Consider the following 24,062-nt stretch of genomic DNA (forward strand, 5'->3'; position numbering starts at 1 on the left):
TTCATATGGATTTGCACCACAAATAAGCAGACTTTGACGACAAGATTGAAGCTGTTTTAGGTAGATAGTTATTACAATAATAATTTTTAAAAACTTTTTATTTCAATAATGTAGGAAAAAGCATGAAAGATAACTCTCCAACGATCATTTATACTGAAACTGATGAAGCACCAGCATTAGCCACGCTTTCATTACTCCCTATCATCCGCACATTTACCAATGCTGCTGGTGTTAAAGTTGAGACCCGAGATATATCTTTATCAGGCCGTGTCATTGCAAACTTTCCTGAAAAGTTAACTGCAGAACAAAAAATCTCTGATGCATTAACTGAATTAGGTGTAATGGCTGGGACTCCTGAAGCCAATATCATTAAATTACCTAATATCAGTGCGTCAATTCCACAATTAAAAGCGTGTATTGCTGAGCTACAAGCTAAAGGTTACGACATTCCGAATTACCCGGATGAGCCTACAACCGACGCTGAGCGCGTTGCTCAAAGTCGTTATGACAAGATTAAAGGTAGTGCGGTAAACCCTGTATTACGTGAAGGTAACTCAGATCGCCGAGCACCGACTTCAGTTAAAAACTACGCTAAGAAAAATCCGCATTCAATGGGTAAGTGGGCAAGTGACTCACAATCTCATGTTGCTCATATGCAAGAAGGTGATTTTTACGGAAGCGAGCAGTCAGTTACTCTAGCTGATGCGGACACTGTTAATATCGTGCTAACACAAGCTGACGGCCAAGAAGTTGTGCTTAAGCAAAACTTGCCTTTGCTAGCGGGTGAAATCATCGATACTGCAGTAATGAGCAACAAAGCACTGCAAGCTTTTTATGAGCGTGAAATCGAAGCAGCTAAATCTGAAGATGTTTTATTATCGCTTCACTTAAAAGCGACCATGATGAAAGTGTCTGACCCGATTTTATTTGGTCACGCTGTTAAAGTGTTCTTTAAAGACGTATTCACTAAGCATCAAGCATTGTTTGATGAGCTAGGTGTTGATGTAAACAATGGTTTTGGTGATGTTTACGCTAAAATCGCATCGCTACCAGAGGCTAAACGTGCCGAAGTTGAAGCAGATATTGCTGCTGTTTACGCCAAGCGTCCAGCACTAGCGATGGTTGATTCTGATAAAGGTATTACTAACCTGCATGTACCAAGTGACATCATTATTGATGCATCTATGCCTGCTGCGATCCGTTCTTCAGGTAAAATGTGGGGACCAGATGGTCAACTAAAAGACACTAAAGCAATGATCCCAGATCGTTGTTACGCCGGCGTTTACCAAGAAACTATTTCATTTTGTAAAGCCAATGGCGCATTTAACCCAACTACAATGGGCAGTGTGCCAAACGTAGGTCTAATGGCGCAAAAAGCAGAAGAGTACGGTAGCCACGATAAAACGTTTGAAGTTGCAGCTGCGGGTGTTGTTAAGGTTATCAACAGTGCGGGTGACGTGCTAATGAGCCACAACGTTGAAGTAGGCGACATTTTTAGAATGTGCCAAGTTAAAGACGCACCAATTCGTGACTGGGTGAAATTAGCTGTTAAACGCTCTCGTTTAAGCAACACACCTGCAATTTTCTGGTTAGATAGTAATCGTGCTCACGATGCTCAGCTTATCGCAAAAGTAGAACTGTACTTAAAAGATCACGATACAGCGGGTCTTGATTTACAAATCTTAGCGCCAGTTGAAGCAACTCGTGCAACACTTGCGCGCGTTCATGAAGGGTTAGATACAATTTCAGTGACAGGTAACGTATTACGTGATTACTTAACTGATTTATTCCCAATTCTTGAACTAGGCACAAGTGCGAAAATGCTTTCAATTGTTCCGTTAATGAATGGCGGTGGACTATTTGAAACAGGTGCAGGTGGTAGTGCGCCTAAGCATGTTCAGCAGGTTGAGAAAGAAGGGCACTTACGTTGGGATTCATTAGGTGAGTTTTTAGCGTTAGCGGCTTCGTTAGAGCATTTAAGCCAAACTGAGGATAACCCTAAAGCACAAGTATTAGCGGATACGCTTGATACGGCTATTGGTCAATTCTTAGATAGCAACAAGTCTCCTTCACGTCGTGTAGGTGAGCTCGATAACCGTGGTAGCCATTTTTACCTTGCTATGTACTGGGCTCAAGCGTTATCAGTGCAAACAACTGATGCTGAATTAGCTACTGAATTTGCAGCGTTAGCTGAATCATTAACAACAAATGAAGCTTCAATTGTTGCCGAATTAAATGATTCACAGGGACCCGCAGTTGATTTAGGTGGTTACTTCCGTTTAGATGCTGCAAAAGCTGAAGCGGCTATGCGCCCAAGTGCATTATTGAATTCTTTCATTACGGCTTAATTTAATAACGGGCATCAACACGCTTAAATATTAAAAGCAGAAACGAAAGTTTCTGCTTATTTTGGAAAAAACTTAAATGTGTCGGCTACTGAACTAGGGCCTGTTGATCTTTGCTGGTTAAGTTTTGTTCGAAATAAAAGCGTTTTAATTGAGGCGAATGGGTTGATGCCTAGTCATCTAAGCACCTCTTTATTCATATAGATTCATCCAACAAAGAGTAAAACGCTTTTAGTCGAACCCTTTGGGCAGCGTTTGTTGGCGATTTTTACTGCGTTATCGACTTTTTATGTAGAGTAACTACACCTCAAAGTCTTTGCCTTGTATAAATGACCAACAATTCGAAGCAAAAACAACTTTGAAAGATCAACAGGCCCTCGTTAATTTGTAAGAAAGTTTGTGTTTAAGAAATCTAATTGAGTGTTTTTTAGGCGAACGAGCTGTGATTTGCAATAAAATTATTAAATAAAAAAGGCAGAGATTAAAATCTCTGCCTTTTTGTTTTATAGTTTCACCGACTATTTAGTTGGTGAAATGGCTGAAGCATGCATCCCTTTAGGGCCCTGCTCAGTTTCGAAATCTACTGGTTGGCCCGCTTTTAGCGTTCTGTAACCTTCCATTTCGATTGTTGAATAATGTGCAAATACATCTTCGCCACCCTGATCTGGGCAAATAAACCCGAATCCTTTGGCGTTGTTGAACCATTTAACAGTTCCGCTTGCCATACTTCCACTTCCTTCTGTTGTCTACTTACCAGTAAGATAGTAAAACTTATTTTTATCAGCGGTCTCTTTTGCCGCCTCAGAACAGAATGAAATTTGTACGAAAAGATGTCAAGTAAAAATTAACAATATGACAACATTTAATTAATTTAATAATATCAATTGGTCTTGTACCAAACTAGAGGCTAGTATTAACTCATGGGTAGATTAGGCAGCGTAGAGCACACAGAAGAACGTGTTGAATCGGAGCTACAACCACCTTCAATGTACAAAGTCGTGTTAAATAACGATGATTACACTCCGATGGATTTCGTGATAGAAGTGTTACAACGCTTTTTTAATAAGGATGAACAACAAGCCACCGATATTATGTTGGCTATCCATCACCAAGGTAAGGGAATATGTGGTGTTTATTCGTTTGGCATTGCCGAAACGAAAGTGTTACAAGTAAATCAATTTGCCAAAGAAAACCAACATCCATTACTGTGTTCATTAGAAGCCGAATAATGAGTTTGTTAATTTTCGAACGGTAACTCTGCAGTTTATGAGTATTTTTAGGGGGTGCTTATGCTAAACAAAGATCTCGAAGTCACCTTGAACCTAGCGTTTCAACAAGCTAGAGATTCACGTCATGAATATATGACGGTAGAACATTTATTATTAGCATTAATCAATAATCCATCGGCCAAAGAAGCACTACTGGCTTGTGGCGCGGATATTACTCGTCTCCATGAGGAAGTATCTAACTTCATTCAACAAACAACCCCATTAATCGCCGAAAGCACTGAAGAACGAGAAACTCAACCTACACTTGGTTTCCAACGTGTGCTACAACGCGCCGTTTTTCATGTGCAATCTTCTGGGCGTAACGAAGTGACTGGCGCCAATGTGCTAGTGGCTATTTTTAGTGAACAAGAATCTCAAGCCGTTTATCTATTACGTCGTTGTGAAATTACCCGTTTAGACGTGGTGAATTACATTTCTCACGGTTTACCGAAAGATGATGATGACAGTGAAATAAATAATCCAGAAGCATCAGAAGAAGGCGGTGAATCTGCTGAAGACAGAAGTCTATTATCGCAATTTGCTACTGACTTAAATCAAATGTCCAAAGATGGTGTGATTGATCCATTGATTGGACGTGATGATGAAGTTGAGCGTGCGATTCAAACCTTATGTCGTCGCCGTAAAAATAACCCATTATTGGTGGGTGAAGCAGGTGTTGGTAAAACTGCCATTGCAGAAGGGTTAGCTTATCGTATCGTTAACGACCAAGTGCCTGATGTCATCAAAGATGCAACAGTATACTCATTAGATTTAGGCTCACTACTCGCGGGCACTAAATACCGTGGTGATTTTGAGAAGCGCTTTAAAGGCTTACTTAAAGAGCTGGGTAAAAATGAGCATGCTATTTTGTTCATCGATGAAATTCATACCATCATTGGTGCAGGTGCGGCTTCTGGCGGCGTGATGGATGCATCAAACCTGTTAAAACCATTACTGTCTAACGGTACGTTGCGCTGTATGGGGTCAACGACCTTCCAAGAGTATCAAAGTATTTTTGAGAAAGATCGCGCTTTAGCACGACGCTTCCAAAAGATTGATATTAATGAGCCATCGGTTGCTGAGACCACTAAAATTCTATTAGGACTTAAATCCAAATACGAAGAGCACCATGGTGTGCGATACACTCAAGCTGCCATAAGTTCAGCTGCGAGTTTATCGGCGAAACACATCAATGACCGTCACTTGCCTGATAAAGCCATTGATGTAATCGATGAAGCGGGCGCTCGTATGGTGATGTTGCCGCAAAGCAAACGTAAGAAAACCATTGGTCAGCCAGAAATTGAAGCGATAATCGCCAAGATTGCTCGTATTCCTGAAAAGTCCGTATCGTCGACTGATAAGGATTTACTTAAAAACCTTGAGCGTAACCTTAAAATGTTGGTGTTTGGCCAAGACAAGGCGATTGAAGGGCTTAGTTCAGCCATTCGATTATCTCGAAGTGGTTTAGGCGCTGAGAAAAAGCCTGTTGGTAGTTTCTTGTTTGCGGGGCCTACTGGTGTGGGTAAAACGGAAGTGACCAATCAATTAGCTGCTTGTTTAAACATGAAGTTAATTCGATTCGATATGTCTGAGTACATGGAACGTCATGCGGTTTCACGCCTAATCGGTTCGCCTCCAGGCTATGTTGGTTATGAGCAAGGTGGTTTGTTGACCGATGCTGTGATTAAAAACCCACATTGCGTGGTGCTATTGGATGAGATTGAAAAAGCCCATCCAGATGTTTACAACTTGCTACTGCAAGTCATGGACCACGGAACATTAACTGATAACAATGGCCGTAAAGCCGATTTCAGAAACGTTACCTTAGTCATGACGACCAATGCTGGTGTGCAAGAAACCATTCGCACTTCAATTGGATTTAAGCAGCAAGACAATAGTCTTAATGCGATGTCTGAAATTAATAAGGTGTTCACACCAGAGTTTCGTAATCGTTTAGATTCAATTATTTGGTTTAATCATTTAGATATGACCATTATTGCCAAAGTGGTTGATAAGTTCTTAATTGAACTACAAGCGCAACTTGACGAAAAACGGGTGACATTGGAAGTGACTGATGAGGCGCGTACCTTACTTGCTGAAAAAGGTTACGACAAAAATATGGGTGCACGACCTATGGGACGTGTTGTCACTGAATTGATTAAACGACCTTTAGCTGACGAAATCCTGTTTGGTAAATTGGAAGCGGGCGGAACTGCTAAAGTGGATGTTAAGGACAATGAAATTGTCATTAACTGCGAATGCGAAGAAAAAGTGTCGTAATTTGCAAATCGGTTTAGCGTTGATGTGTTAATCGTTCAATAAAAATGGCTATCTGAAATCAGATAGCCATTTTTTGTATCAACGTTAATCTATAGCCAATAAAAAACCCGACATTTAAGCCGGGTTTTTAAATAGATGAGGCAGTATTAACGTGCGCGGAAGACGATACGACCTTTACTTAAATCGTAAGGAGTCAACTGAACCGTAACTTTATCACCCGTTAAAATACGGATGTAGTTTTTGCGCATCTTGCCAGAAATGTGTGCAATCACAACATGACCATTTTCAAGTTCAACGCGGAACATTGTATTTGGCAAGGTCTCAAGGATTGTGCCCTGCATTTCAATGTTGTCTTCTTTCGCCATTAATTGGTTACCTTTATGCCTTCAAATATAAAAAAATTCGCCGTATCATGCCCCAAAAAGCGCTTGCTGTAAAGGATTGAAACACTATAGCGTGGGTTCTTTTTCAATATGTTGCCATCCATTTGCCGTTAATATTTGATAAGGGCGATATAAACGTTTGTAATTCATTTTTCTATTTTCATCAATTTGATAACCCAAATACAGAAATTGCTTGCCTAACTGCTGGGCTAATTCACATTGTAATAAAATCATATAAACCCCAAGCGAGCGTTTCGCGTAGTCGGGATCAAAGTAGCTGTAAATCGCCGATAGACTGTCATTCATAGCGTCAGTGACGGCGACCCCAATTAATTTATTTTCTTGGTACACTTCGATATACGTGGGCTTTAGCCAGTCACACAATAAAAAATCTTTATATTGATTCTCACTGGGCGGATACATAGGTCCATCTGAATGACGACCAGTAATGTATTTTTCATATAATGCGTAATGGGCATCTGTGACTTCATGAGTCACTTTCCAATGTAAATCTTGATTATTTTTAAGTGTACGCTTTTGCCTTTTAGATATTTTAAATTCTGGCACAACAACTCGAATGGATTGACATGCTGAGCAACTAGGGCAGCGTGGTTTGTATATCGAGTTACCATTACGTCTAAAGCCCATGCCGAGCAATTGCTCGAACAAAGCACTATCAAGCTGAGACTCTTGAATGATAAGCAGCTGCTCTTTTAATCCTTCGATGTAGTTGCAATCAAAAGGGTGGCTAATACCCACACTGATACTTCTAGAACTCAAAACAAACCTCTTGTGCTACCCAAGCCTTATTATCGATAACTTGATTACGTAATTGCTTCAAAGAAGATAAAAAGTCCTCCCGAGGACATGCTTGAGCCCCTAAATTTTCTAAGTGTGGATTCATGATTTGCGCATCGATTAATTTAAAACCGTGTTTAGCGATATGCTGGTTGAGCATGGCAAAAGCGGCTTTTGATGCGTTAGTTTGACGATGGAACATAGATTCGCCACAAAACACACTGCCAACAGCAATACCGTATAAGCCACCAATAAGCTGATTACCATCCCAAACTTCGATTGAATGAGCTTTGCCCAATAAATGTAGCTGAATGTAAGCTTCTTGAATATCAGTTGAAATCCAAGTCTCTTGTTGGGTGAGTCTAGGCTCTGAACATGCTTTGATGACATCGGTAAAGGCATGATTGATGGTATAACGCCACTGTGTCTTGCGTAGATATTTTTTCATGCTTTTATTAAGCGGCTGAGCTTTTGGCGTAAAAATAGCTCTAGGTTCAGGTGACCACCATAAAATAGGGTCATCATCATTAAACCAAGGAAAAATTCCTTGATAGTATGCTTCAACTAAACGCTGTGGCGACAAGTCACCTCCGACAGCAAGCAACCCATTAGGATCATCGAGTGCTTGTTTGGGATCTGGAAAATGCGGAAGATGATTTAAATAAGACAGTGAGTTCAAATTAAGTATATTATTGACTAAACCTTAATGCCTACGTTAGCGGAATTTTGTCTATGTTGAAACTCACAAACAGCTCAGCGATAAGATTTAGTGCGCTTTTTGCGTTATTTATGTCCATTGTTAGCACTTCCACCTTGGCAGCTTATGACAGAAACCAAGCCGTCCCAGTTGAGAAGGTCGTATACGGTCAAGTCGAGTCCATCAAGCATGTCACTGAAACTCAATTAGTTGAAGATCGTAATCTTGGTTGGAAAACCTTTGGTGGAGCATTAATCGGCGGTGTTGTAGGCCATCAATTTGGTGGTGGTTCAGGTCAAGATGTCGCAACAGTATTGGGCGCTTTATTAGGCGGCGCTGCGGCAAATCGATATGGTAATTCAACTCGAACGCTTGAATATAAGCTGATTGAAATGATGATAAATTTAGATGATGGAACCCAAGTGATGGTGATTCAAGACTTAGATCCTGGTTTGACATTTGTTGCTGGCGATGAAGTTAGAGTGGTTTATCTTAAAGGTTATGTCAGAGTTGATATTGCAATGTAGTTTGCTTTTGCGCTTAAGGCTTTAACAAGTAAACAAATGCGATAATAAAAAAGGAGCCAGAGGCTCCTTTTTAGTTTTTATAGATTTAGCGATTATTAGAAACCGCGTGGCAGAGTATTCTTACCCGCATTTGCTAATTTTTCACGCCATAATTCTTTAGGTGTTTTACCACCTGAAGTATTCGCTTTCTTAGCAACTGGCTTTTTAGCCGCTGGTTTTGCAGCAGGCTTTTTCGCAACGTCTTTTTTAGCAACTTCTTTTTTAGCCGCAGGAGCTTTATCTGCTGGTTGACCTTGAGTCGCTTCAAGGTGCATTTGCTCAAGATCGCTAAAGCGTAAAGACTTGCCGCCATCAATTTTATACCAACTGCCTTTCTGTTCAATTTCAACAGTTTTTGAAGTTTGCTTTTCAAGAGCAGCTTTTAATTCGGCGATAAGCGCTTCTTTAGTCAAGTTAGACATTTTGAGACCTATTTTTCTTTAATGAATAGTTTATTTAATGTTTTCAACATCCCTTAAGCCTAATTTTAGTGTTTAATGCACCCAAAAGTCCAATTTAAGCAAAAATAGCCTAGCAAATAATCAATCTTAACAAGGGTTTTTCAATAACTATTGGACTGCGTTACACTGTTAGTATCAAACATTTTAGGGTTAGTTTTATGTCATTAACGTCTGTATCTCGCCAACAATTATCCAAATATCTAAATGATTTTCTTAATGTAAACCAATTTAAAGACTATGCACCAAACGGTCTTCAAGTTCAGGGCACAGATCAGATTAAAACCATTGTGACTGGCGTTACTGCTTGCCAAGCGTTAATTGAGCAAGCTGCGGCGTTAAATGCTGATGCAATTTTGGTTCACCACGGTTTTTTCTGGAAAAGTGAGCCAGAAGTCATAACAGGAATGAAATACAATCGAATTAAGGCCTTAATGACTCACGACATTAATTTATTCGGCTATCATTTACCATTAGATGCACATCCAACACTGGGTAATAATGCTGAACTTGCTAATAAACTGGGGTTAATTGACGTCGAAGTCTGTACTGACATTCCGCAAAATTTATTATGGCAAGGTAAGTTACCTAAGCCATTAACTGCAGATCAAATGAGTGGGTTGTTATCAGATAAACTAAATAAAGAACCGCTTCATATTGGTGATAAGCAAAAACTCATTTCATCATTAGCTTGGTGTACTGGTGGAGCGCAAGATTATATTGACCATGCGGCATTATTGGGCGTGGATGCATTTATTAGTGGTGAAGTGTCAGAGCGCACATATCATTGCGCTATGGAACAAAACATCCATTACTTTGCGGCGGGTCATCACGCAACTGAGCAATTTGGCATTCAAGCATTAGGTGAGCATTTAGCGCAAGAGTTTGGTGTAAAACATCATTTTATTGATATTGTGAATCCTGTGTAGTTATCACTCAGTCATAATTTCACTAATTCAAAGTTGTAATCAGCCCATAATTATTAGTCGCTAGAAGTTATCATTAGGCCATAGCTATTATTAGCTAATAGGGAAGCGAATCATGACAGAATATTTTATCCAAGCATTTATTTACCTTTCAGCAGCTGTTATTGCAGTCCCAATAGCCCAGCGAATGGGTTTAGGTTCAGTGCTTGGGTATTTGATTGCTGGCGTTGTAATTGGTCCTATTGTGGGGCTTGTTGGCAGCGAGACTAACACTATTCAGCATTTTGCTGAATTTGGTGTAGTGATGATGTTGTTTCTTGTTGGTTTAGAACTTGAACCTAAAATGCTCTGGTCAATGCGCCATCGATTAATTGGTATGGGCGGTCTTCAAGTCGGGCTTTCGACAGGGATAGTGATGGCAATTGCATTGATGTTTGAAATGCAGTGGACTGTAGCTCTCACTATCGGCTTAATATTCTCATTATCCTCTACGGCGATTGTGCTGCAAACATTGAATGAGAAGGGGCTAACCAAAACAACAGCCGGCAAAAACGCATTTGGGGTATTACTGTTTCAGGATATCGCCGTGATCCCTATGCTCGCTTTAATACCGCTGTTGGCACTGCCTGAATTAGTAGAGGCGGCGCAAGCGTCTGTTGCCGTTGCTGCAGAACATCATGAAGAGCTGTCTTTGGTTGCTGATTTACATGGCGGCTTATACGCTTTGATATTAGTTCTATCAATAGGGCTTGTGGTATTTGGTGGCCATTACCTAAGCAGACCTGTGTTTAGGTTTATTGCAGATTCTGGTGTCCGTGAGATCTCCACCGCTGCGGCTTTATTACTGGTTATTGGCATTGCAACATTAATGAGTTTAGTCGGTGTGTCGCCTGCGCTAGGTACATTTTTAGCTGGTGTAGTCCTTGCTAATAGTGAATTTAAGCATGAGCTAGAAACTCATATTGGTCCATTTAAAGGTTTATTGCTGGGGCTATTCTTTATCACCGTAGGTGCTGGAATTGATTTCGCAATTCTGTGGGAATACCTAGGTGTGATTATAGGTATGACAGCTGCAGTAATGATAGTAAAAGCATTGGTACTATTACTTTTAAGCTTTATATTTAAGATTAAAGGCAGTGATAGGTGGCTATACACTTTAAGTTTGGCGCAGGCTGGTGAGTTTGGTTTTGTATTATTGAGCTTTAGCCAACAAAATCATGTTATTTCAGCCGAAATTGCTCAGCCTCTTTCGATAGTGGTGGCGTTATCGATGTTTTTGACCCCTGGCTTATTCATATTTTATGAGAAAGTCATATTGCCTAAATACCAGCAAACCTCAAACGATCGTGAGCAAGATACTGTAGACGAGCAGGGCACGGTCATCATTGCTGGCATTGGTCGCTTTGGGCAGATTGTTAATCGACTTTTATTATCTAATGGTGTTAAAACGGTGGTACTTGATCACCAAGCGACGCAAGTCGATAATCTTCGCAAAATTAACACTAAAGCTTATTATGGTGATGCAACTCGTCCAGATTTATTGGAAACAGCTGGTGTTGCAACGGCATCTGCTTTTGTCGTGGCGATAGATAACCCTCAAAGTAGTGTTGAGCTAGTTAAACACCTCAAACACAAATACCCTCAGCTAAAAGTCATTAGTCGCGCGTTTGACCGTGGACACGGGCATTTACTTCGCCAAGCTGGAGCTGATTATGTGGAGTCTGAAACCTTCCGCTCTGCACTTAAGGTTGGTGCTGAGTCGATGAAGGCAATGGGCTTTTCTAATGAACTTGTCGAAAGACAAAAGCGCACCTATATGCGAGTTGAAAATGAAGCATCTGAAGTGCTTTATAATGAATGGGCGAGCCGTTCTGATGGCGAAAAATTTGGTGGTGACTTTATTCAGTTATTTATTGAATATGAAGATCGTTTAAGACAAGCGATTGAAGCAGACACTGAAGCCTATAAAAGCCAGCGTTTCGCACAAGAAGCACCTTGTGATCCTGATAAAGGTGAATGTGGTCAGAGCAATGACAGCGACATCAAGACCGCTAACAATACCCCCTCAGAGACAAAGTTAATGTCTTAATATCTTTGTTCCAAGCTTATTGGTGATATTAAAAAGCCGTCAAATGACGGCTTTTTTATTAATGTAAAAGTGAAATCACTTATTACATGACTCGCATTCCAGGTTTAGCACCTGCATGAGGCTCTAAAATCCAGATATCTTTACCACCAGGACCAGCAGCTAAAACCATGCCTTCAGATTCGCCGAATTTCATTTTACGCGGTGCAAGGTTAGCGACCATAACAGTGTGCTTACCAATTAAGTCTTCAGGCGCATAAGCCGATTTAATACCAGCAAATACTTGTTTGGTTTCGCCGCCTAAATCTAGCTCTAAACGAAGCAGCTTGTTGGCTTTTTCGATATGTTCTGCTTTAGCAATTAATGCGATCCGTAAATCAATTTTAGCAAAATCATCAAAAGTAATTTCAGGTGCTAATGGTTCTTTTTCAAGTTCCGTTTGCTCAACTTCTTCTTTAGATGCTTCAGCTTGCGGTGCTTTTGCTTGCGAAACTTGAAGGTTTTCAGTTGAAGATTCAATAATCGCTTCAATGCTTTTCATTTCAATGCGCTGCATTAACGCTTTGAACTTAGCAATTTCATGTCCAGCTAAGTCTTGGTCTAAGTTATCCCAAGTTAATGTGATTTGCAGGAAGCTTTCCACATTTTCAGCAAGAGTTGGTAGTACAGGCTTTAAGTAAGTTACAAGAATGCGGAACAAGTTAAGTGCATTACTGCATACTTGATGCGCTTCTTCCTGCTTATCTTCTTGTTTAATTAACTGCCATGGTGCAGCTTCAGCAACGTATGCGTTGGCTAAATCAGCAAGCGCCATAATTTCACGCATTGCTTTACCGAACTCACGGGTTTCGTAAAGCTCTGCAATGGTGTCTTGTTTCGCTAGGAAAGTGTCAGTTAACGTGCTGTCGTTAATTTTAGCTAATTTACCGTCAAAACGTTTGCTAATGAAACCTGCGGTGCGCGATGCAAGGTTAACTAATTTACCGACTAAATCTGAGTTAACGCGCTGGGCGAAGTCTTCAAGATTTAAATCTAAGTCATCAACACGGTTGTTTAACTTAGCGGCGTAGTAGTAACGCAAGTATTCTGGATCTAGGTTATCTAAATAAGTACGCGCTTTAATGAACGTACCTTTTGATTTAGACATTTTAGCGCCATTCACTGTCACATAACCGTGAGCGAAAATACCAGTAGGTTTACGAATACCTGCGCCGTCTAATACTGCTGGCCAAAATAAACCGTGGAAGTTGACAATGTCTTTACCAATGAAGTGGTAAAGTTCAGCTGTTGAATCTTTACTCCAGAAATCATCAAAATTGATATCATCACGACGGTCACATAGGTTTTTGAATGAACCCATATAGCCAATCGGTGCATCTAGCCAAACATAGAAAAACTTACCTGGTTGATCTGGTATTTCAAACCCAAAGTATGGTGCATCACGAGAGATATCCCATTGTTGCAAACCTTGGTCGAACCATTCTCTCAATTTATTGGCAATTTCTGCTTGCATTGAACCAGAAGACAACCATTCGCCAAGCATGGTTTCAAATGCTGGCAAATCAAAGAAGAAATGCTCGCTGTCTTTCATGACCGGTGTGGCACCAGATACAGAAGAGTACGGATTGATTAAATCAGTCGTGCTGTATGTCGCGCCGCAATTATCACAGTTGTCACCGTATTGGTCTTCACTCTTACATTTCGGGCAAGTACCTTTAACGAAACGATCAGGTAAGAACATTTCTTTTTCAGGGTCAAATAACTGCGAGATAGTTTTACTTTTGATGTAACCGCCTTCTCTCAGTTTTAGATAAATCTGAGTAGACAGTTCACGGTTTTCATCACTGTGAGTGCTATGAAAGTTATCAAATTGAATATTAAAGTCAGCGAAATCTTGTTCATGTTCTTTTTGAACTTGTGCAATCATTTCTTCTGGGGTGATACCCATTTGTTGAGCTTTGAGCATGATTGGTGTGCCATGGGCATCATCAGCACAAATATAGTGACATTCATGTCCACGAAGCTTTTGGTAACGAGACCAAATATCAGTTTGAATATACTCAAGCATATGACCTAAATGGATAGGACCATTGGCATATGGGAGGGCACTTGTCACCAGGATTTTACGTTGTGAATTTGTCATTTTGTCTCAACAATCGATTACACTAAATATATGGTCAAGATACTAACCGATCAAAGTGATTATTTCATCAAACAACAACAAAAACGGCTAAATTAGCGCTCATTTTTCTCTAATTCTGGTACACTTGGGCAAATTTTTCGCAGGGAGTTCTGCTTTTGTCTACTTCGCATACAGATTATCAATTAAGTGATGACCTTCTTGGTCCAGTATTGAGTATTTTAGATGCACATCAAGATCCATATTTAACCGAAGGGTTAGTGTCTGCAGGTTGTGTTAATAAGCTTGCCATAGAAGGCAAACGACTGCTTCTTGGCTTGGTATACCCTTATCCTTGTATGACGCAATATCGTGATACGGTTATGGATGTGACAAAAAAACTCGCCGTGTTAGACGCTATCGACGAAGTAGAATGCGAAATTGATTTCCAGCCTCGTGTATTTTCAGCCATAGCCTCAGTAGAGCCTATTCCAAATATCAAGCAAGTGATTGCTGTGGCTTCTGGTAAAGGTGGTGTTGGTAAATCGACCACTGCTGTAAACCTTGCGTTGGCATTGAAAGCTGAAGGCGCTGAAGTCGGTATTTTAGATGCTGATATTTATGGTCCATCAATTCCGATGATGTTGGGACTTCAAGGTTTTAAACCTACATCACCAGATGGCAAAATGATGACTGCAGCGTCTGCGCATGGCATTTCTGCTCAATCAATTGGCTTTATGCTAGGTGATGGTGAAGCCGCTGTTTGGCGCGGTCCAATGGCAGCAGGTGCATTGAACCAGTTATTAACTGAAACTCAGTGGCCAGAATTAGATTATTTGGTAATAGATTTGCCACCTGGAACGGGTGACATACAATTAACACTGTCACAAAAGTTTCCAGTTAGTGGCACCGTTGTAGTGACAACGCCGCAAGATATCGCACTTGAAGATGCTAAAAAGGGCATCACTATGTTCCAAAAAGTAGATATTCCAGTTTTAGGTATTATTGAAAACATGAGTTTTCATTTATGTCCTGAATGTGGCCATAAAGAACATCCTTTTGGTACCCATGGCGGCAGCAAGATTGCTGAACGTTATGAAGTGCCATTATTGGGCGCATTACCGCTTAATATTAATATTCGTGAGTCAATGGATGAAGGTAACCCTGCGGTTGTCAGTAACCCAGATTCAGAAGTTGCTGCTATTTATCGTGAAATTGCTCGTAAAGTGGGCGCTCAACTTGCGAAGCAGCAAAACAAAAACACAGTTTCAATCAGTATTTCAGACGACGAGTAAGGTTAAGTAATGAATTCTCAGCAATGTGTCATTATTGGTATCGCAGGTGCTTCAGCATCAGGCAAAAGTTTAATTGCCCAAACGATTTTTGAAGAGCTAAAGCGCGACCTAGGCACCGATCAAATCGGTGTGATTAATGAAGACGCTTATTACCGTGACCAAAGTCATATGACAATGGAAGACCGTGTTAAAACTAACTATGATCATCCTAAAGCACTGGATCATCAGTTATTAGCTGAACATCTTAAGCAATTAAAGAAGGGTGAGCAGGTAAACATTCCTTGTTATAGCTACAAAGAACATACTCGCATGAGTAAAACCCTTGATATGCAACCTAAAAAGGTGATTATCTTAGAAGGTATTTTACTATTAACTGACCCTAAATTACGCGAACTTATGGATGCGAGCGTATTTATGGATACACCGCTGGATATTTGTTTCTTACGTCGTTTAACTCGTGATGTTGCAGAGCGCGGACGTACTATGGAGTCAGTGATTGCTCAATATAAAGCGACTGTTCGTCCAATGTTCTTACAGTTCATTGAACCATCAAAGCAACACGCTGATATTATTGTCCCTCGCGGTGGTAAAAACCGTATTGCAACAGATATCCTTAAAGCAAGGATCCAACATCTGTTAGCGAGATAATCTTAAGATAACAAGGATGTGATCTCAGATTTGCTAGATAAAGGCTTCATTACTGTGGAGCCTATTTCTAAACTGAGACTACTCTGGTATCAGTGTTTCCATGCTCTCACATTCACTTTTGCCGCTATCTTTAATTTGCCATTTTGCAATGCTTGCTAATCGCAGCGATTATTAAACTTAACTTATTCGCATAAATAGTTAGTTAAATTAGCTAAGTCTGACTAAAATAATAGACAAGTTTTACAACACCTTAAGACAGGGAAATCATGGTTTCGGTATTTGTGAATGGACAATCTGATAATACGGTTCAAGCGCTTGATAGAGGGCTTGCCTATGGCGATGGTGCGTTTGCGACTATGCGCGTTGCACAAGGTCAGATTCTGTTTTTGAATGAGCATTTACAAAGGTTGCAGCAAGCTTGTCACCGTTTAGGTTTTAATATTCAAGATACAACCTCATTAATTAATCGATTAAATCTCCATGCTAAAACACTCACACAAGGTTGCATTAAATTACTGTTAAGCCGAGGTGTTGGTGGTCGAGGTTATACCGCTCCAGAATCACCAGAAGTTTGTGAAGTCATTTCATTACATGAATTACCTGCAATATATGCCCAGTGGCAAACCAATGGTATTGCTTTAGCGCTTTCTCCAGTGGCATTAGCGAAGCAGCCATTATTAGCGGGTATGAAGCACCTAAATCGTCTTGAGCAGGTATTGATAAAACAACAAGCGCTTCCGCAAGGGATCGATGATTGGCTAGTGTTAGACACTGATGACCATGTTATAGAATCCTCCATGGCAAATGTCTTTATTGTCAAAGGTAATCAAGTTATCACTCCTGCCATGTCACAAAGTGGTGTGTCAGGTGTTATGCGTGAACAAATAATTGATGCGTTATTAAAGAATAATATTGCAGTAATGGCGCAAACCGTGACCTTAAGTGACTTACAAAATGCCGACCACGTATTTATCAGTAATAGTTTATTAGGTATGGTGAATATCAATCACATTAATTTAGGCGCGATTAATGCCAATTTAAGCTCTACCTCTCACTATAAACCTTGGGCAATGACCCATAATTTATTAACTCAGCTTAAACTTTTATACTAAGGTTTTTATTAAAAATAATATGAAAAAAACCATAACAATCATACTTACATCGCTAATGACATTGACAACAGTCGCATGTGTCATCGGCTTTTGGGGCTACCAGCAAATTATTGCTTACCCAAATCAGGTGTTAACAATTGATGAACCCACTGAATTGACTATCGCTCAAGGCATGAATGTCACTAAACTTGGGGCAGATTTAGAATCTAAACAGATTATTTCTGATAGTTGGAAACTCAAGTACCTTGTTAAAATTAAGCCTGAATATGCACATATTCGAACTGGGCTATATCAAATCACTCCTGGTGATAGCATCGACAGTTTACTCACCAAGCTTAATCGCGGCGATGAAATGACTTTTTCAGTCACCTTAATTGAAGGTAAGACCATTAAAGAGTGGCATGAATCCTTGATTGATTTACCGCATTTGAGTTTTGATGAAGATGTGTTTAATCGTATTTTGGTCAACAATGGTGATGACTCTGGGCTACCTGAAGGCAAGTTTTTTCCAGAGACTTATCAATACCAAGCGAGCGATTCACTTGAGTCGATTTTAGAGCGTAGCTACCAAATGATGCAAAAAACACTTGCAGCTGCTTGGGATGAGCGAGACCCTGATCTTAAATTAACAACGCCGTATGAATTACTGACCATAGCGTCGATTATTGAAAAGGAAACGGGTAAACCATCTGAAAGAGATTGGGTTGCCGCTGTATTTAATAACCGCTTGAAATTGGGGATGCGTTTACAGACCGATCCAACTGTCATTTACGGTATGGGAGAGCGATATAAGGGTAATATTACCCGCAGTGATTTACGCGAACATACTGCATTTAATACCTATCGCATTAACGGTTTACCGCCGACCCCCATTGCAGCGCCAAGCAAAGCAGCGATTTTTGCTGCAGCAAAACCTGCAGATGTAAACTATTTATATTTTGTCTCACGTAATGATGGCAGCCATGTGTTTTCAGAGACGTTAGCGCAGCATAACCGCGCAGTAAACGAATACCAGAGAAATAGAAAATGACCCAAAAGCAAGCAAAGTTTATCGTTATTGAAGGACTAGAAGGCGCAGGCAAATCTAGCGCGATTGAACTGGTAAAAAAAATCATCACTCAGCATAGTCATCAAGAACCAGTATGTACTCGCGAGCCAGGTGGTACACCGCTTGCTGAAAAAATGCGAGATTTAGTTAAAATCGCTGATGAAACAGACCCTCTTTGTGATGAAGCTGAATGTTTACTTTTTTATGCCGCAAGAGCGCAGCTGATTGCTAATGTGATTAAACCTGCGTTAGCCAAAGGAACTTGGGTGTTAGGTGACCGTCATAATTTATCTTCATTAGCTTATCAAGGCGGTGGGCGAGGGCTTATGCCTTTAGTTAAATCAATTAGTGACATTACCTTAAAAGGCTTTAAGCCTGATTTGACTCTGTACTTGGATATTGACCCACAATTAGGTCTTGCAAGAGCTGCAAATCGCGGCGAATTAGACAGAATTGAAGTACAAAAAATTGAATTTTTTGAACGAGCTAGAGCAACATTTTTATCTTTTGCAGCTGAAGATGACTCCATCATTGTGATTGATGCAAGTCAGACGATTGAGCAAGTTCATGCACAAATTACTCGTGAATTAACTGCTAGGTTAAGCTAATACATGTCAAGAATGTTCAATAAGGCAAGCAGATAATGCAAGCATTTGGTTTACAACAGCTACCTTGGTTAGATGCGCCATTTGAGCGCTTTGTTAAAGAGCGAAGCAGTGGCCATAGTGCCCATGCCCAGTTGGTCAGTATTGACCAAGGTTTAGGTGGCCATATTCTAGCAAATGAGATGGCTGAAGCGGCTATGTGCACGGCATTAACACCTGTCGGTGCGTGTGGGCATTGTAAGAGTTGCTTACTTTTTAAGGCCGGCACTCACCCTGATTGTCATCTAATTAAAGCTGATGGAACGCAGATTAAGGTCGACCAGATCCGTGATTTATGTCAAAAGCTTACCGTAACGGCTCAGCAAGGTGGCCAACGAGTTGCTATTATTCTTAATTGTGAGCAATTTAACTTAGCGTCGGCGAATGCATTACTTAAGACCCTAGAAGAACCAGGCAATAATATTTTAATTATTTTGCAGACTGATGTGCCTTCTAGGTTGCTTGCGACAATTAAAAGTCGTTGCCAGCAAGTGGCTTTTCACGCACCCGACAGAAAGCAAGTTTATCAGTGGTTACAAGCGAATCAATTGTTGCCTCCTGTCAGCGCTGGCGAGAAGCCACATGATGTCACTTGGTGTTTGAGTATGATAGGCGGACCTTTAAAGTTAGCTGAGAGCCTTGACAGCAATCACTATCAGCAGTTGATACAGTTTCGAACTGATTGGGCGATAAGTATTAAGTCGGGCCACTTAAGCGGCAGTTTAATTAAAGTATCTGAGCATCAAATTGTTGATGCACTTAATGTTTTATATTTGTACTTAAGACAATATGTGTTAAAAAGTAAAGAGCTAGATGCATTAGCTGTGAGTAACATTATTGGTTTGTCTTCAAAAGTGGCACAAATGTGCCAACGACTAGCGACTATGGCGAGTATCAATGCACCTGCTTTATGTCAGGATTACATACTCGAATTTAGACAACTTATTCATCTTAAATAATAGACTGAGATTATGACCGATCTTGTTGTAAATTTTGATACTCTGCACCAATTGTACAGAGCTTATATGCCGTTTATTAAGCCTGCGGGTTTATTTATCTCGACAACCGAAAGCCATTTTTTGGGTCAAGAGCTGTCGATTTCGTACAAGTTACCCGGCACTATGCAAATGACCGACTTTAAAGGCGTGGTAGTTTGGATAAACCCATTAGGGGCATCAGGCGGTCGACCTGCAGGGATTGGCGTTAAGATTAAAACGGATCCTGAAAGTCATAAGCATCACATTGAAAAATTACTCTCAAGTGAACTTTCTTCAAGTGATTTGACCTGCACTATGTAGCTAGGTATTCTTGCTGGCTTATTTTAGCTTTTGATAGAATTCCCATGTTAATTGATTCACATTGCCACTTAGACCGTTTAAAAGCGGCACCTGACCATTCTAGTTTACAAGCCATTGTTGATGGCGCTAAATCCCGCGGTGTAGATTACCTGCTGTGCGTCAATGTGCGCCAGCAAGGTTTCGAATCTATGCGTGAAAAGATGGCGCAATTTGATAATGTGTTTCTTTCCTCTGGTGTTCACCCGCTTGATGTCCAAGATGGCTTAAATGTCGCTGAAATTAAACAGTTCGCCACCGACCGAAAAGTAGTTGCCATTGGTGAAACTGGGCTAGATTATTTTTATGCACCAGAAACGAAAACCCTACAACAGCAGTGCTTTGAACAACAAATATCATTAGCTGTTGAGGTGAATAAACCCTTAATCGTCCATACCCGTGATGCCCGACAAGATACCATTGCCATGTTAAAAGCAGGCAATGCTGACAAAGTGGGCGGTGTGCTGCATTGCTTCACTGAAAACTGGGAAATGGCTAAAGCCGCAATTGATTTAGGTTTTTATATTTCGGTATCCGGTATTGTGACCTTTAAGAATGCTGGTGAATTGCGTAGCGTTATTCGTCAAGTTCCTCGAGATAGATTATTAGTCGAAACAGACTCGCCTTACTTAGCCCCAGTTCCTCATCGTGGTAAAGAAAATCAACCTGCATATGTTCGTGATGTAGCGGAGTTTGTCGCTGAGCTTCGCGGTGAAAAATATCAAGATTTAGCGGATTACACATCTGAGAACTTCTTTAATCTATTCACAGATGCAGCCAAGTTGATTGGTCGCTAGTCACCTATAAAGTCATTTATTCCCTTTTGCGAAGACAAAAAAAAGACCCAAAACTATCCAATTGTTCTGGGTCTAGGGGAATGGCTCTTATTAAAAAGAGCCCTGCGCTACTGTTGAGAGGCTATTCTCAGTAAACATAAACGAGAATAAAGCTACCGAGCCGCTTTATTCTCGAAACAAATCGTCTGCACAAATTATAGTTGCCTATTTAAAATTTGCACAATTAATGCGCTAAAATTGGTTTTTAAACGAATTAATGGCTTATGTCAGCTGCAATACTGACTGAAAAAACAGTAAATTAATTGAATTAGAGTCAATTAAACTTTTCAGATAATATCTGACTCGTCACTTTTAGCTGTTTGATTGTTGCACCAACTAAATTGCTTCAATTTTATCTTTAACCAATTCTCTTGGTAAATTATTTTTAAGGCGATGCCCCAAATGCTTTACCACGCCAAGTGGTTTGTGATGAAAGCTAACAATCATCTCACCTGCTGGTGTGGTATCTAACCCTTCTATATCACTGGTTGGAATATCACGGCCCATTAAAAATTCAATTGCTTGGGAACGATTTAATTCAATAACTCTATCTTGGTTGTTAATAAAATCACTTAAGGCAATGATAGCCTCATGTTTAACTTTAAAGCCTTTTTTGAGCACGTCTGCGAGTTTGAATCCAATACGTTGAAAACGCATTAATCCAATAAATTGACTAAACTGGGCTGGGAATAACCAGTATTCATCATCACGGATCATCACATCAAATTTCTGCGGTAACTGAATATTAAATGACTTAGCTAAATACTCAGCGACTTCTTCAGTTTGTTTCGCTTTAGCTGAGACAAAAGGGAAGTTGCGTTGCTGTTTAGGGCATTTTTTTAATCTTGGAACCGACTCTGTCTTTTTGATTTTGGCGACAAAGAATCCTTCACTATCAAATATTTGCGGCCAAACATGTAAAAAGCCCTCGGGTGTACAGGCTTTTTCTGCATCTTGGAATAAATGGTTTAGCGGTAAAAACTCTACTGAGTCTGGATATTGTTGCTGAATAAAATGACATATTTGTTGGTTTTCAATCTGACTTAACGTACAAGTTGAGTAAACCAGTGAACCACCGGGCTTTAATGCTAAGAAAGCAGATTCGATCAATTGCTTTTGGGTTTCAGCAATATCGGTGACATCATCCAGTTGCCAGTTTTTAAGTGCATTAACATCTTTTCGCACTGTGCCTTCGCCGCCACAAGGGGCATCAAGTAAAATCGCGTCAAATTTCTCATAGAGATATTCACCAAATACCTTGCCATCAAAATGAGTTAAGGCTGTTTGGCGAACGCCCATGCGTTGGACATTGGCATGTAAAATTTTAACGCGGCTTGCTGAGTATTCGTTGGCAATTAATAAGCCGTGATTTTTCATTAATGCAGCGAGTTGAGTGGTTTTTGAACCTGGCGCTGAGGCAACATCCAATACAATTGGCTGGTTGTCTAAATCAGTAGTATCGAAATCATCGAATAATGCTTCTGGAGGCAGCATAGAGCTGGCTTCTTGAATGTAGAACAGCCCCTGAATGTGCTCGACACTATTTCCTGGTTGTTGTGTTTCATCATGGATAACCCAAAATCCTTCATCACACCATGGGATAGGTTCAAACTCCCAACCTTTGGATTGCATGATGTGTTTAAAATCAACCACCGATATTTTTAGTGTATTTACGCGAATTGATTTTCTTAATGGACGTTGACAGGCTGAGATAAACTCATCCATATCAAGGTGTTCAGGAAGTTCTGCCGCAATGTGTGTCAGGTAATCAGGGTTAATTTGAGCCATAGTAAAAAATTTCGATAAAACAACTGTGTAATAATGAAATAGATTATATCATGCATTAATAAGGCTTAGGTTCCCCGTAATATAAAAGCTAAACAAAAACGCGAATAGCGTCGGTCGATAATGATGGAGTATTAAGTGCTGAATAGAGTGTGGTTATTCTTTTTCCTAACAGCTGCGATTGCTATCCTTGTGCAATTGTTTAATGGTCATGTTGAAGTCTTAAGTGATTCAGTTAATGCCATATTTAGCAGCGCAAAACTCGCTGCAGAAATATCTATTGGTCTTATTGGCGTGTTAGCGCTGTGGATGGGATTAATGCAGGTTGGGGAAAAGGCAGGGGTTGTAGCCGTTTTCGCTCGCTTATTTGAACCTTTGTTATCAAAATTAATGCCTGATGTACCAAGAGGGCACCCTGCCTACGGCAGTATGTCGATGAATTTAACGGCTAATATGCTCGGCCTTGATAACGCTGCGACGCCATTGGGTTTAAAGGCGATGCAAGACCTTCAAAGTCTTAACCCAGAAAAAACCGTAGCAACTAATGCGCAAATTTTATTTCTAGTACTCAATACTTCTTCTGTTACTTTAGTTCCGGTCACTGTGTTTTTATATCGGGCTCAACAGGGCGCAGCTGCACCTGCTGACGTGTTTTTACCTATCTTACTCGCCACAGTGGCATCGACATTAGTGGGTTTAACGATTGTTGCTATTGTGCAGCGAATTTCCTTATTCAATAGTGTAGTTCTCGCCTATGGCGCGACGTTGATAAGCGTGTTGATTGCCAGTGTTTTTTATTTAATGACCTTATCAGCTGAGGCTATTGGCACTTTATCAACGGCCTTAGGTAACGGTATTTTATTAGTGCTCATTTTAAGCTTTATTTTGATCGCAGGTTATCGAAAGGTCGCGATATACGATGAATTTGTCGAAGGCGCTAAAGGCGGTTTTTCGCAAGCTGTAATGCTTATTCCATATTTACTTGCAATGTTATTGGCTATTGGGCTTTTAAGGGCATCAGGTGCGTTAGATTACGCCTTGCAGGGTTTATCTAATCTCGTTTTGCTATTTGGTTTTGATAATCGGTTTGTTGATGCTATGCCAACAGCCTTGATGAAACCGTTTAGCGGTTCAGGCGCCAGAGCTATGATGCTTGAAACAATGGATCATCACGGCGTTGATTCATTCGCTGGACGTTTATCTGCAATCTTTCAGGGCAGTACAGAGACTACATTCTATGTCTTAGCGGTTTATTTTGGTTCGGTTGGTATTAGAAATAGTCGTCACGCTTTAGGGTGTGGTTTAGCTGCTGACGTCGGTGGCATTATGGCTGCTATTGGGGTGTGTTACTGGTTTTATGGCTAAATCTTTAATTCTCAGTAGTAATAAAAAAGTCGGCCTAAGCCGACTTGTTAATAAATGAAGCGTTATTGT

22 protein-coding genes are annotated in these 24,062 nt (G+C 40.4%); 15 read left to right on the forward strand and 7 right to left on the reverse strand.

Annotated elements, in window-relative coordinates; all coding sequences use genetic code 11:
• The first annotated feature begins 122 nt into the window (after window positions 1-122).
• Window positions 123-2,348: an NADP-dependent isocitrate dehydrogenase gene (locus tag AC0L4E_RS07385; RefSeq protein WP_473678650.1), complete on the forward strand. Its 2,226-nt coding sequence runs from the start codon at window positions 123-125 to the stop codon at window positions 2,346-2,348.
• Between the two features lie 515 nt (window positions 2,349-2,863).
• On the opposite strand, the gene cspD is transcribed toward AC0L4E_RS07385, so the two are convergent.
• Window positions 2,864-3,070 (reverse strand): cold shock domain-containing protein CspD, encoded by a 207-nt coding sequence (cspD, locus tag AC0L4E_RS07390; protein WP_055024439.1) that lies wholly within the window; start codon window positions 3,068-3,070, stop codon window positions 2,864-2,866.
• A gap of 195 nt (window positions 3,071-3,265) precedes the next feature.
• Here cspD and clpS point away from each other — a divergent pair, with 195 nt between their 5' ends.
• On the forward strand, window positions 3,266-3,574 hold the full coding sequence (gene clpS / locus AC0L4E_RS07395) for an ATP-dependent Clp protease adapter ClpS (RefSeq protein ID WP_473678651.1): 309 nt from the start codon (window positions 3,266-3,268) through the stop codon (window positions 3,572-3,574).
• Between the two features lie 60 nt (window positions 3,575-3,634).
• Window positions 3,635-5,893 carry an ATP-dependent Clp protease ATP-binding subunit ClpA gene (clpA, locus tag AC0L4E_RS07400; protein WP_473678652.1) on the forward strand — a complete coding sequence of 753 codons (2,259 nt, stop codon included), beginning with the start codon at window positions 3,635-3,637 and terminating at the stop codon, window positions 5,891-5,893.
• 146 nt (window positions 5,894-6,039) lie between these two features.
• On the opposite strand, the gene infA is transcribed toward clpA, so the two are convergent.
• The 3 genes from infA to aat form a co-directional block, all read right to left on the reverse strand.
• Window positions 6,040-6,258, reverse strand: coding sequence for a translation initiation factor IF-1 (gene infA, locus AC0L4E_RS07405; RefSeq protein WP_011496276.1), 219 nt, complete (start codon window positions 6,256-6,258; stop codon window positions 6,040-6,042).
• 84 nt (window positions 6,259-6,342) lie between these two features.
• Window positions 6,343-7,056: an arginyltransferase gene (locus AC0L4E_RS07410; RefSeq protein ID WP_473678653.1), complete on the reverse strand. Its 714-nt coding sequence runs from the start codon at window positions 7,054-7,056 to the stop codon at window positions 6,343-6,345.
• Window positions 7,046-7,753, reverse strand: a complete 708-nt coding sequence (gene aat, locus AC0L4E_RS07415) for a leucyl/phenylalanyl-tRNA--protein transferase (protein WP_473678654.1) — start codon at window positions 7,751-7,753, stop codon at window positions 7,046-7,048. The genes AC0L4E_RS07410 and aat overlap by 11 nt, the downstream gene beginning before the upstream one ends.
• Window positions 7,754-7,806: 53 nt before the next feature.
• Between aat and AC0L4E_RS07420 the strand changes: the two genes are divergently transcribed.
• Window positions 7,807-8,298, forward strand: coding sequence for an outer membrane lipoprotein (locus AC0L4E_RS07420; RefSeq protein WP_473678655.1), 492 nt, complete (start codon window positions 7,807-7,809; stop codon window positions 8,296-8,298).
• Between the two features lie 95 nt (window positions 8,299-8,393).
• On the opposite strand, the gene AC0L4E_RS07425 is transcribed toward AC0L4E_RS07420, so the two are convergent.
• Window positions 8,394-8,759 (reverse strand): hypothetical protein, encoded by a 366-nt coding sequence (locus AC0L4E_RS07425; RefSeq protein WP_473678656.1) that lies wholly within the window; start codon window positions 8,757-8,759, stop codon window positions 8,394-8,396.
• A gap of 197 nt (window positions 8,760-8,956) precedes the next feature.
• Here AC0L4E_RS07425 and AC0L4E_RS07430 point away from each other — a divergent pair, with 197 nt between their 5' ends.
• Both AC0L4E_RS07430 and AC0L4E_RS07435 read left to right on the forward strand, forming a co-directional pair.
• A complete protein-coding gene (locus tag AC0L4E_RS07430; protein WP_473678657.1) occupies window positions 8,957-9,724 on the forward strand; it encodes a Nif3-like dinuclear metal center hexameric protein in 768 nt (255 codons plus the stop codon).
• Between the two features lie 112 nt (window positions 9,725-9,836).
• The gene (locus AC0L4E_RS07435; RefSeq protein WP_473678658.1) at window positions 9,837-11,810 is read left to right on the forward strand and encodes a monovalent cation:proton antiporter-2 (CPA2) family protein; all 1,974 of its coding nucleotides are present in this window, start codon (window positions 9,837-9,839) and stop codon (window positions 11,808-11,810) included.
• A gap of 82 nt (window positions 11,811-11,892) precedes the next feature.
• Here the strand turns inward: AC0L4E_RS07435 and metG are convergent, their stop codons facing one another.
• A complete protein-coding gene (gene metG, locus AC0L4E_RS07440) occupies window positions 11,893-13,950 on the reverse strand; it encodes a methionine--tRNA ligase (RefSeq protein WP_473678659.1) in 2,058 nt (685 codons plus the stop codon).
• A gap of 155 nt (window positions 13,951-14,105) precedes the next feature.
• Here metG and apbC point away from each other — a divergent pair, with 155 nt between their 5' ends.
• The 8 genes from apbC to AC0L4E_RS07480 all read left to right on the forward strand — a co-directional run bounded on the left by apbC (window position 14,106) and on the right by AC0L4E_RS07480 (window position 20,804).
• Complete coding sequence (gene apbC, locus AC0L4E_RS07445) at window positions 14,106-15,221, forward strand: iron-sulfur cluster carrier protein ApbC (protein WP_473678660.1); 1,116 nt, start codon at window positions 14,106-14,108, stop codon at window positions 15,219-15,221.
• 9 nt (window positions 15,222-15,230) lie between these two features.
• On the forward strand, window positions 15,231-15,869 hold the full coding sequence (gene udk / locus AC0L4E_RS07450; protein ID WP_055024449.1) for a uridine kinase: 639 nt from the start codon (window positions 15,231-15,233) through the stop codon (window positions 15,867-15,869).
• 266 nt (window positions 15,870-16,135) lie between these two features.
• Window positions 16,136-16,981 (forward strand): aminodeoxychorismate lyase, encoded by an 846-nt coding sequence (gene pabC / locus AC0L4E_RS07455; RefSeq protein WP_473678661.1) that lies wholly within the window; start codon window positions 16,136-16,138, stop codon window positions 16,979-16,981.
• Window positions 16,982-17,000: 19 nt separating this feature from the next.
• On the forward strand, window positions 17,001-18,011 hold the full coding sequence (mltG, locus tag AC0L4E_RS07460) for an endolytic transglycosylase MltG (protein ID WP_473678662.1): 1,011 nt from the start codon (window positions 17,001-17,003) through the stop codon (window positions 18,009-18,011).
• Complete coding sequence (tmk, locus tag AC0L4E_RS07465; RefSeq protein ID WP_473678663.1) at window positions 18,008-18,637, forward strand: dTMP kinase; 630 nt, start codon at window positions 18,008-18,010, stop codon at window positions 18,635-18,637. The genes mltG and tmk overlap by 4 nt, the downstream gene beginning before the upstream one ends.
• A 35-nt stretch (window positions 18,638-18,672) precedes the next feature.
• Window positions 18,673-19,632, forward strand: a complete 960-nt coding sequence (holB, locus tag AC0L4E_RS07470; protein WP_473678664.1) for a DNA polymerase III subunit delta' — start codon at window positions 18,673-18,675, stop codon at window positions 19,630-19,632.
• 12 nt (window positions 19,633-19,644) lie between these two features.
• Window positions 19,645-19,971 (forward strand): PilZ domain-containing protein, encoded by a 327-nt coding sequence (locus AC0L4E_RS07475; protein WP_220754690.1) that lies wholly within the window; start codon window positions 19,645-19,647, stop codon window positions 19,969-19,971.
• Window positions 19,972-20,015: 44 nt separating this feature from the next.
• On the forward strand, window positions 20,016-20,804 hold the full coding sequence (locus AC0L4E_RS07480; RefSeq protein ID WP_473678665.1) for a TatD family hydrolase: 789 nt from the start codon (window positions 20,016-20,018) through the stop codon (window positions 20,802-20,804).
• Between the two features lie 375 nt (window positions 20,805-21,179).
• Here the strand turns inward: AC0L4E_RS07480 and rsmF are convergent, their stop codons facing one another.
• Window positions 21,180-22,631: a 16S rRNA (cytosine(1407)-C(5))-methyltransferase RsmF gene (gene rsmF, locus AC0L4E_RS07485; RefSeq protein WP_473678666.1), complete on the reverse strand. Its 1,452-nt coding sequence runs from the start codon at window positions 22,629-22,631 to the stop codon at window positions 21,180-21,182.
• Between the two features lie 135 nt (window positions 22,632-22,766).
• On the opposite strand from rsmF, the gene AC0L4E_RS07490 reads away from it, so the two are divergent.
• The gene (locus tag AC0L4E_RS07490) at window positions 22,767-23,993 is read left to right on the forward strand and encodes a nucleoside recognition domain-containing protein (protein WP_473678667.1); all 1,227 of its coding nucleotides are present in this window, start codon (window positions 22,767-22,769) and stop codon (window positions 23,991-23,993) included.
• Window positions 23,994-24,062: the final 69 nt, after the last annotated feature.

The organism is Shewanella sp. GJ50-10, from assembly GCF_055808815.1.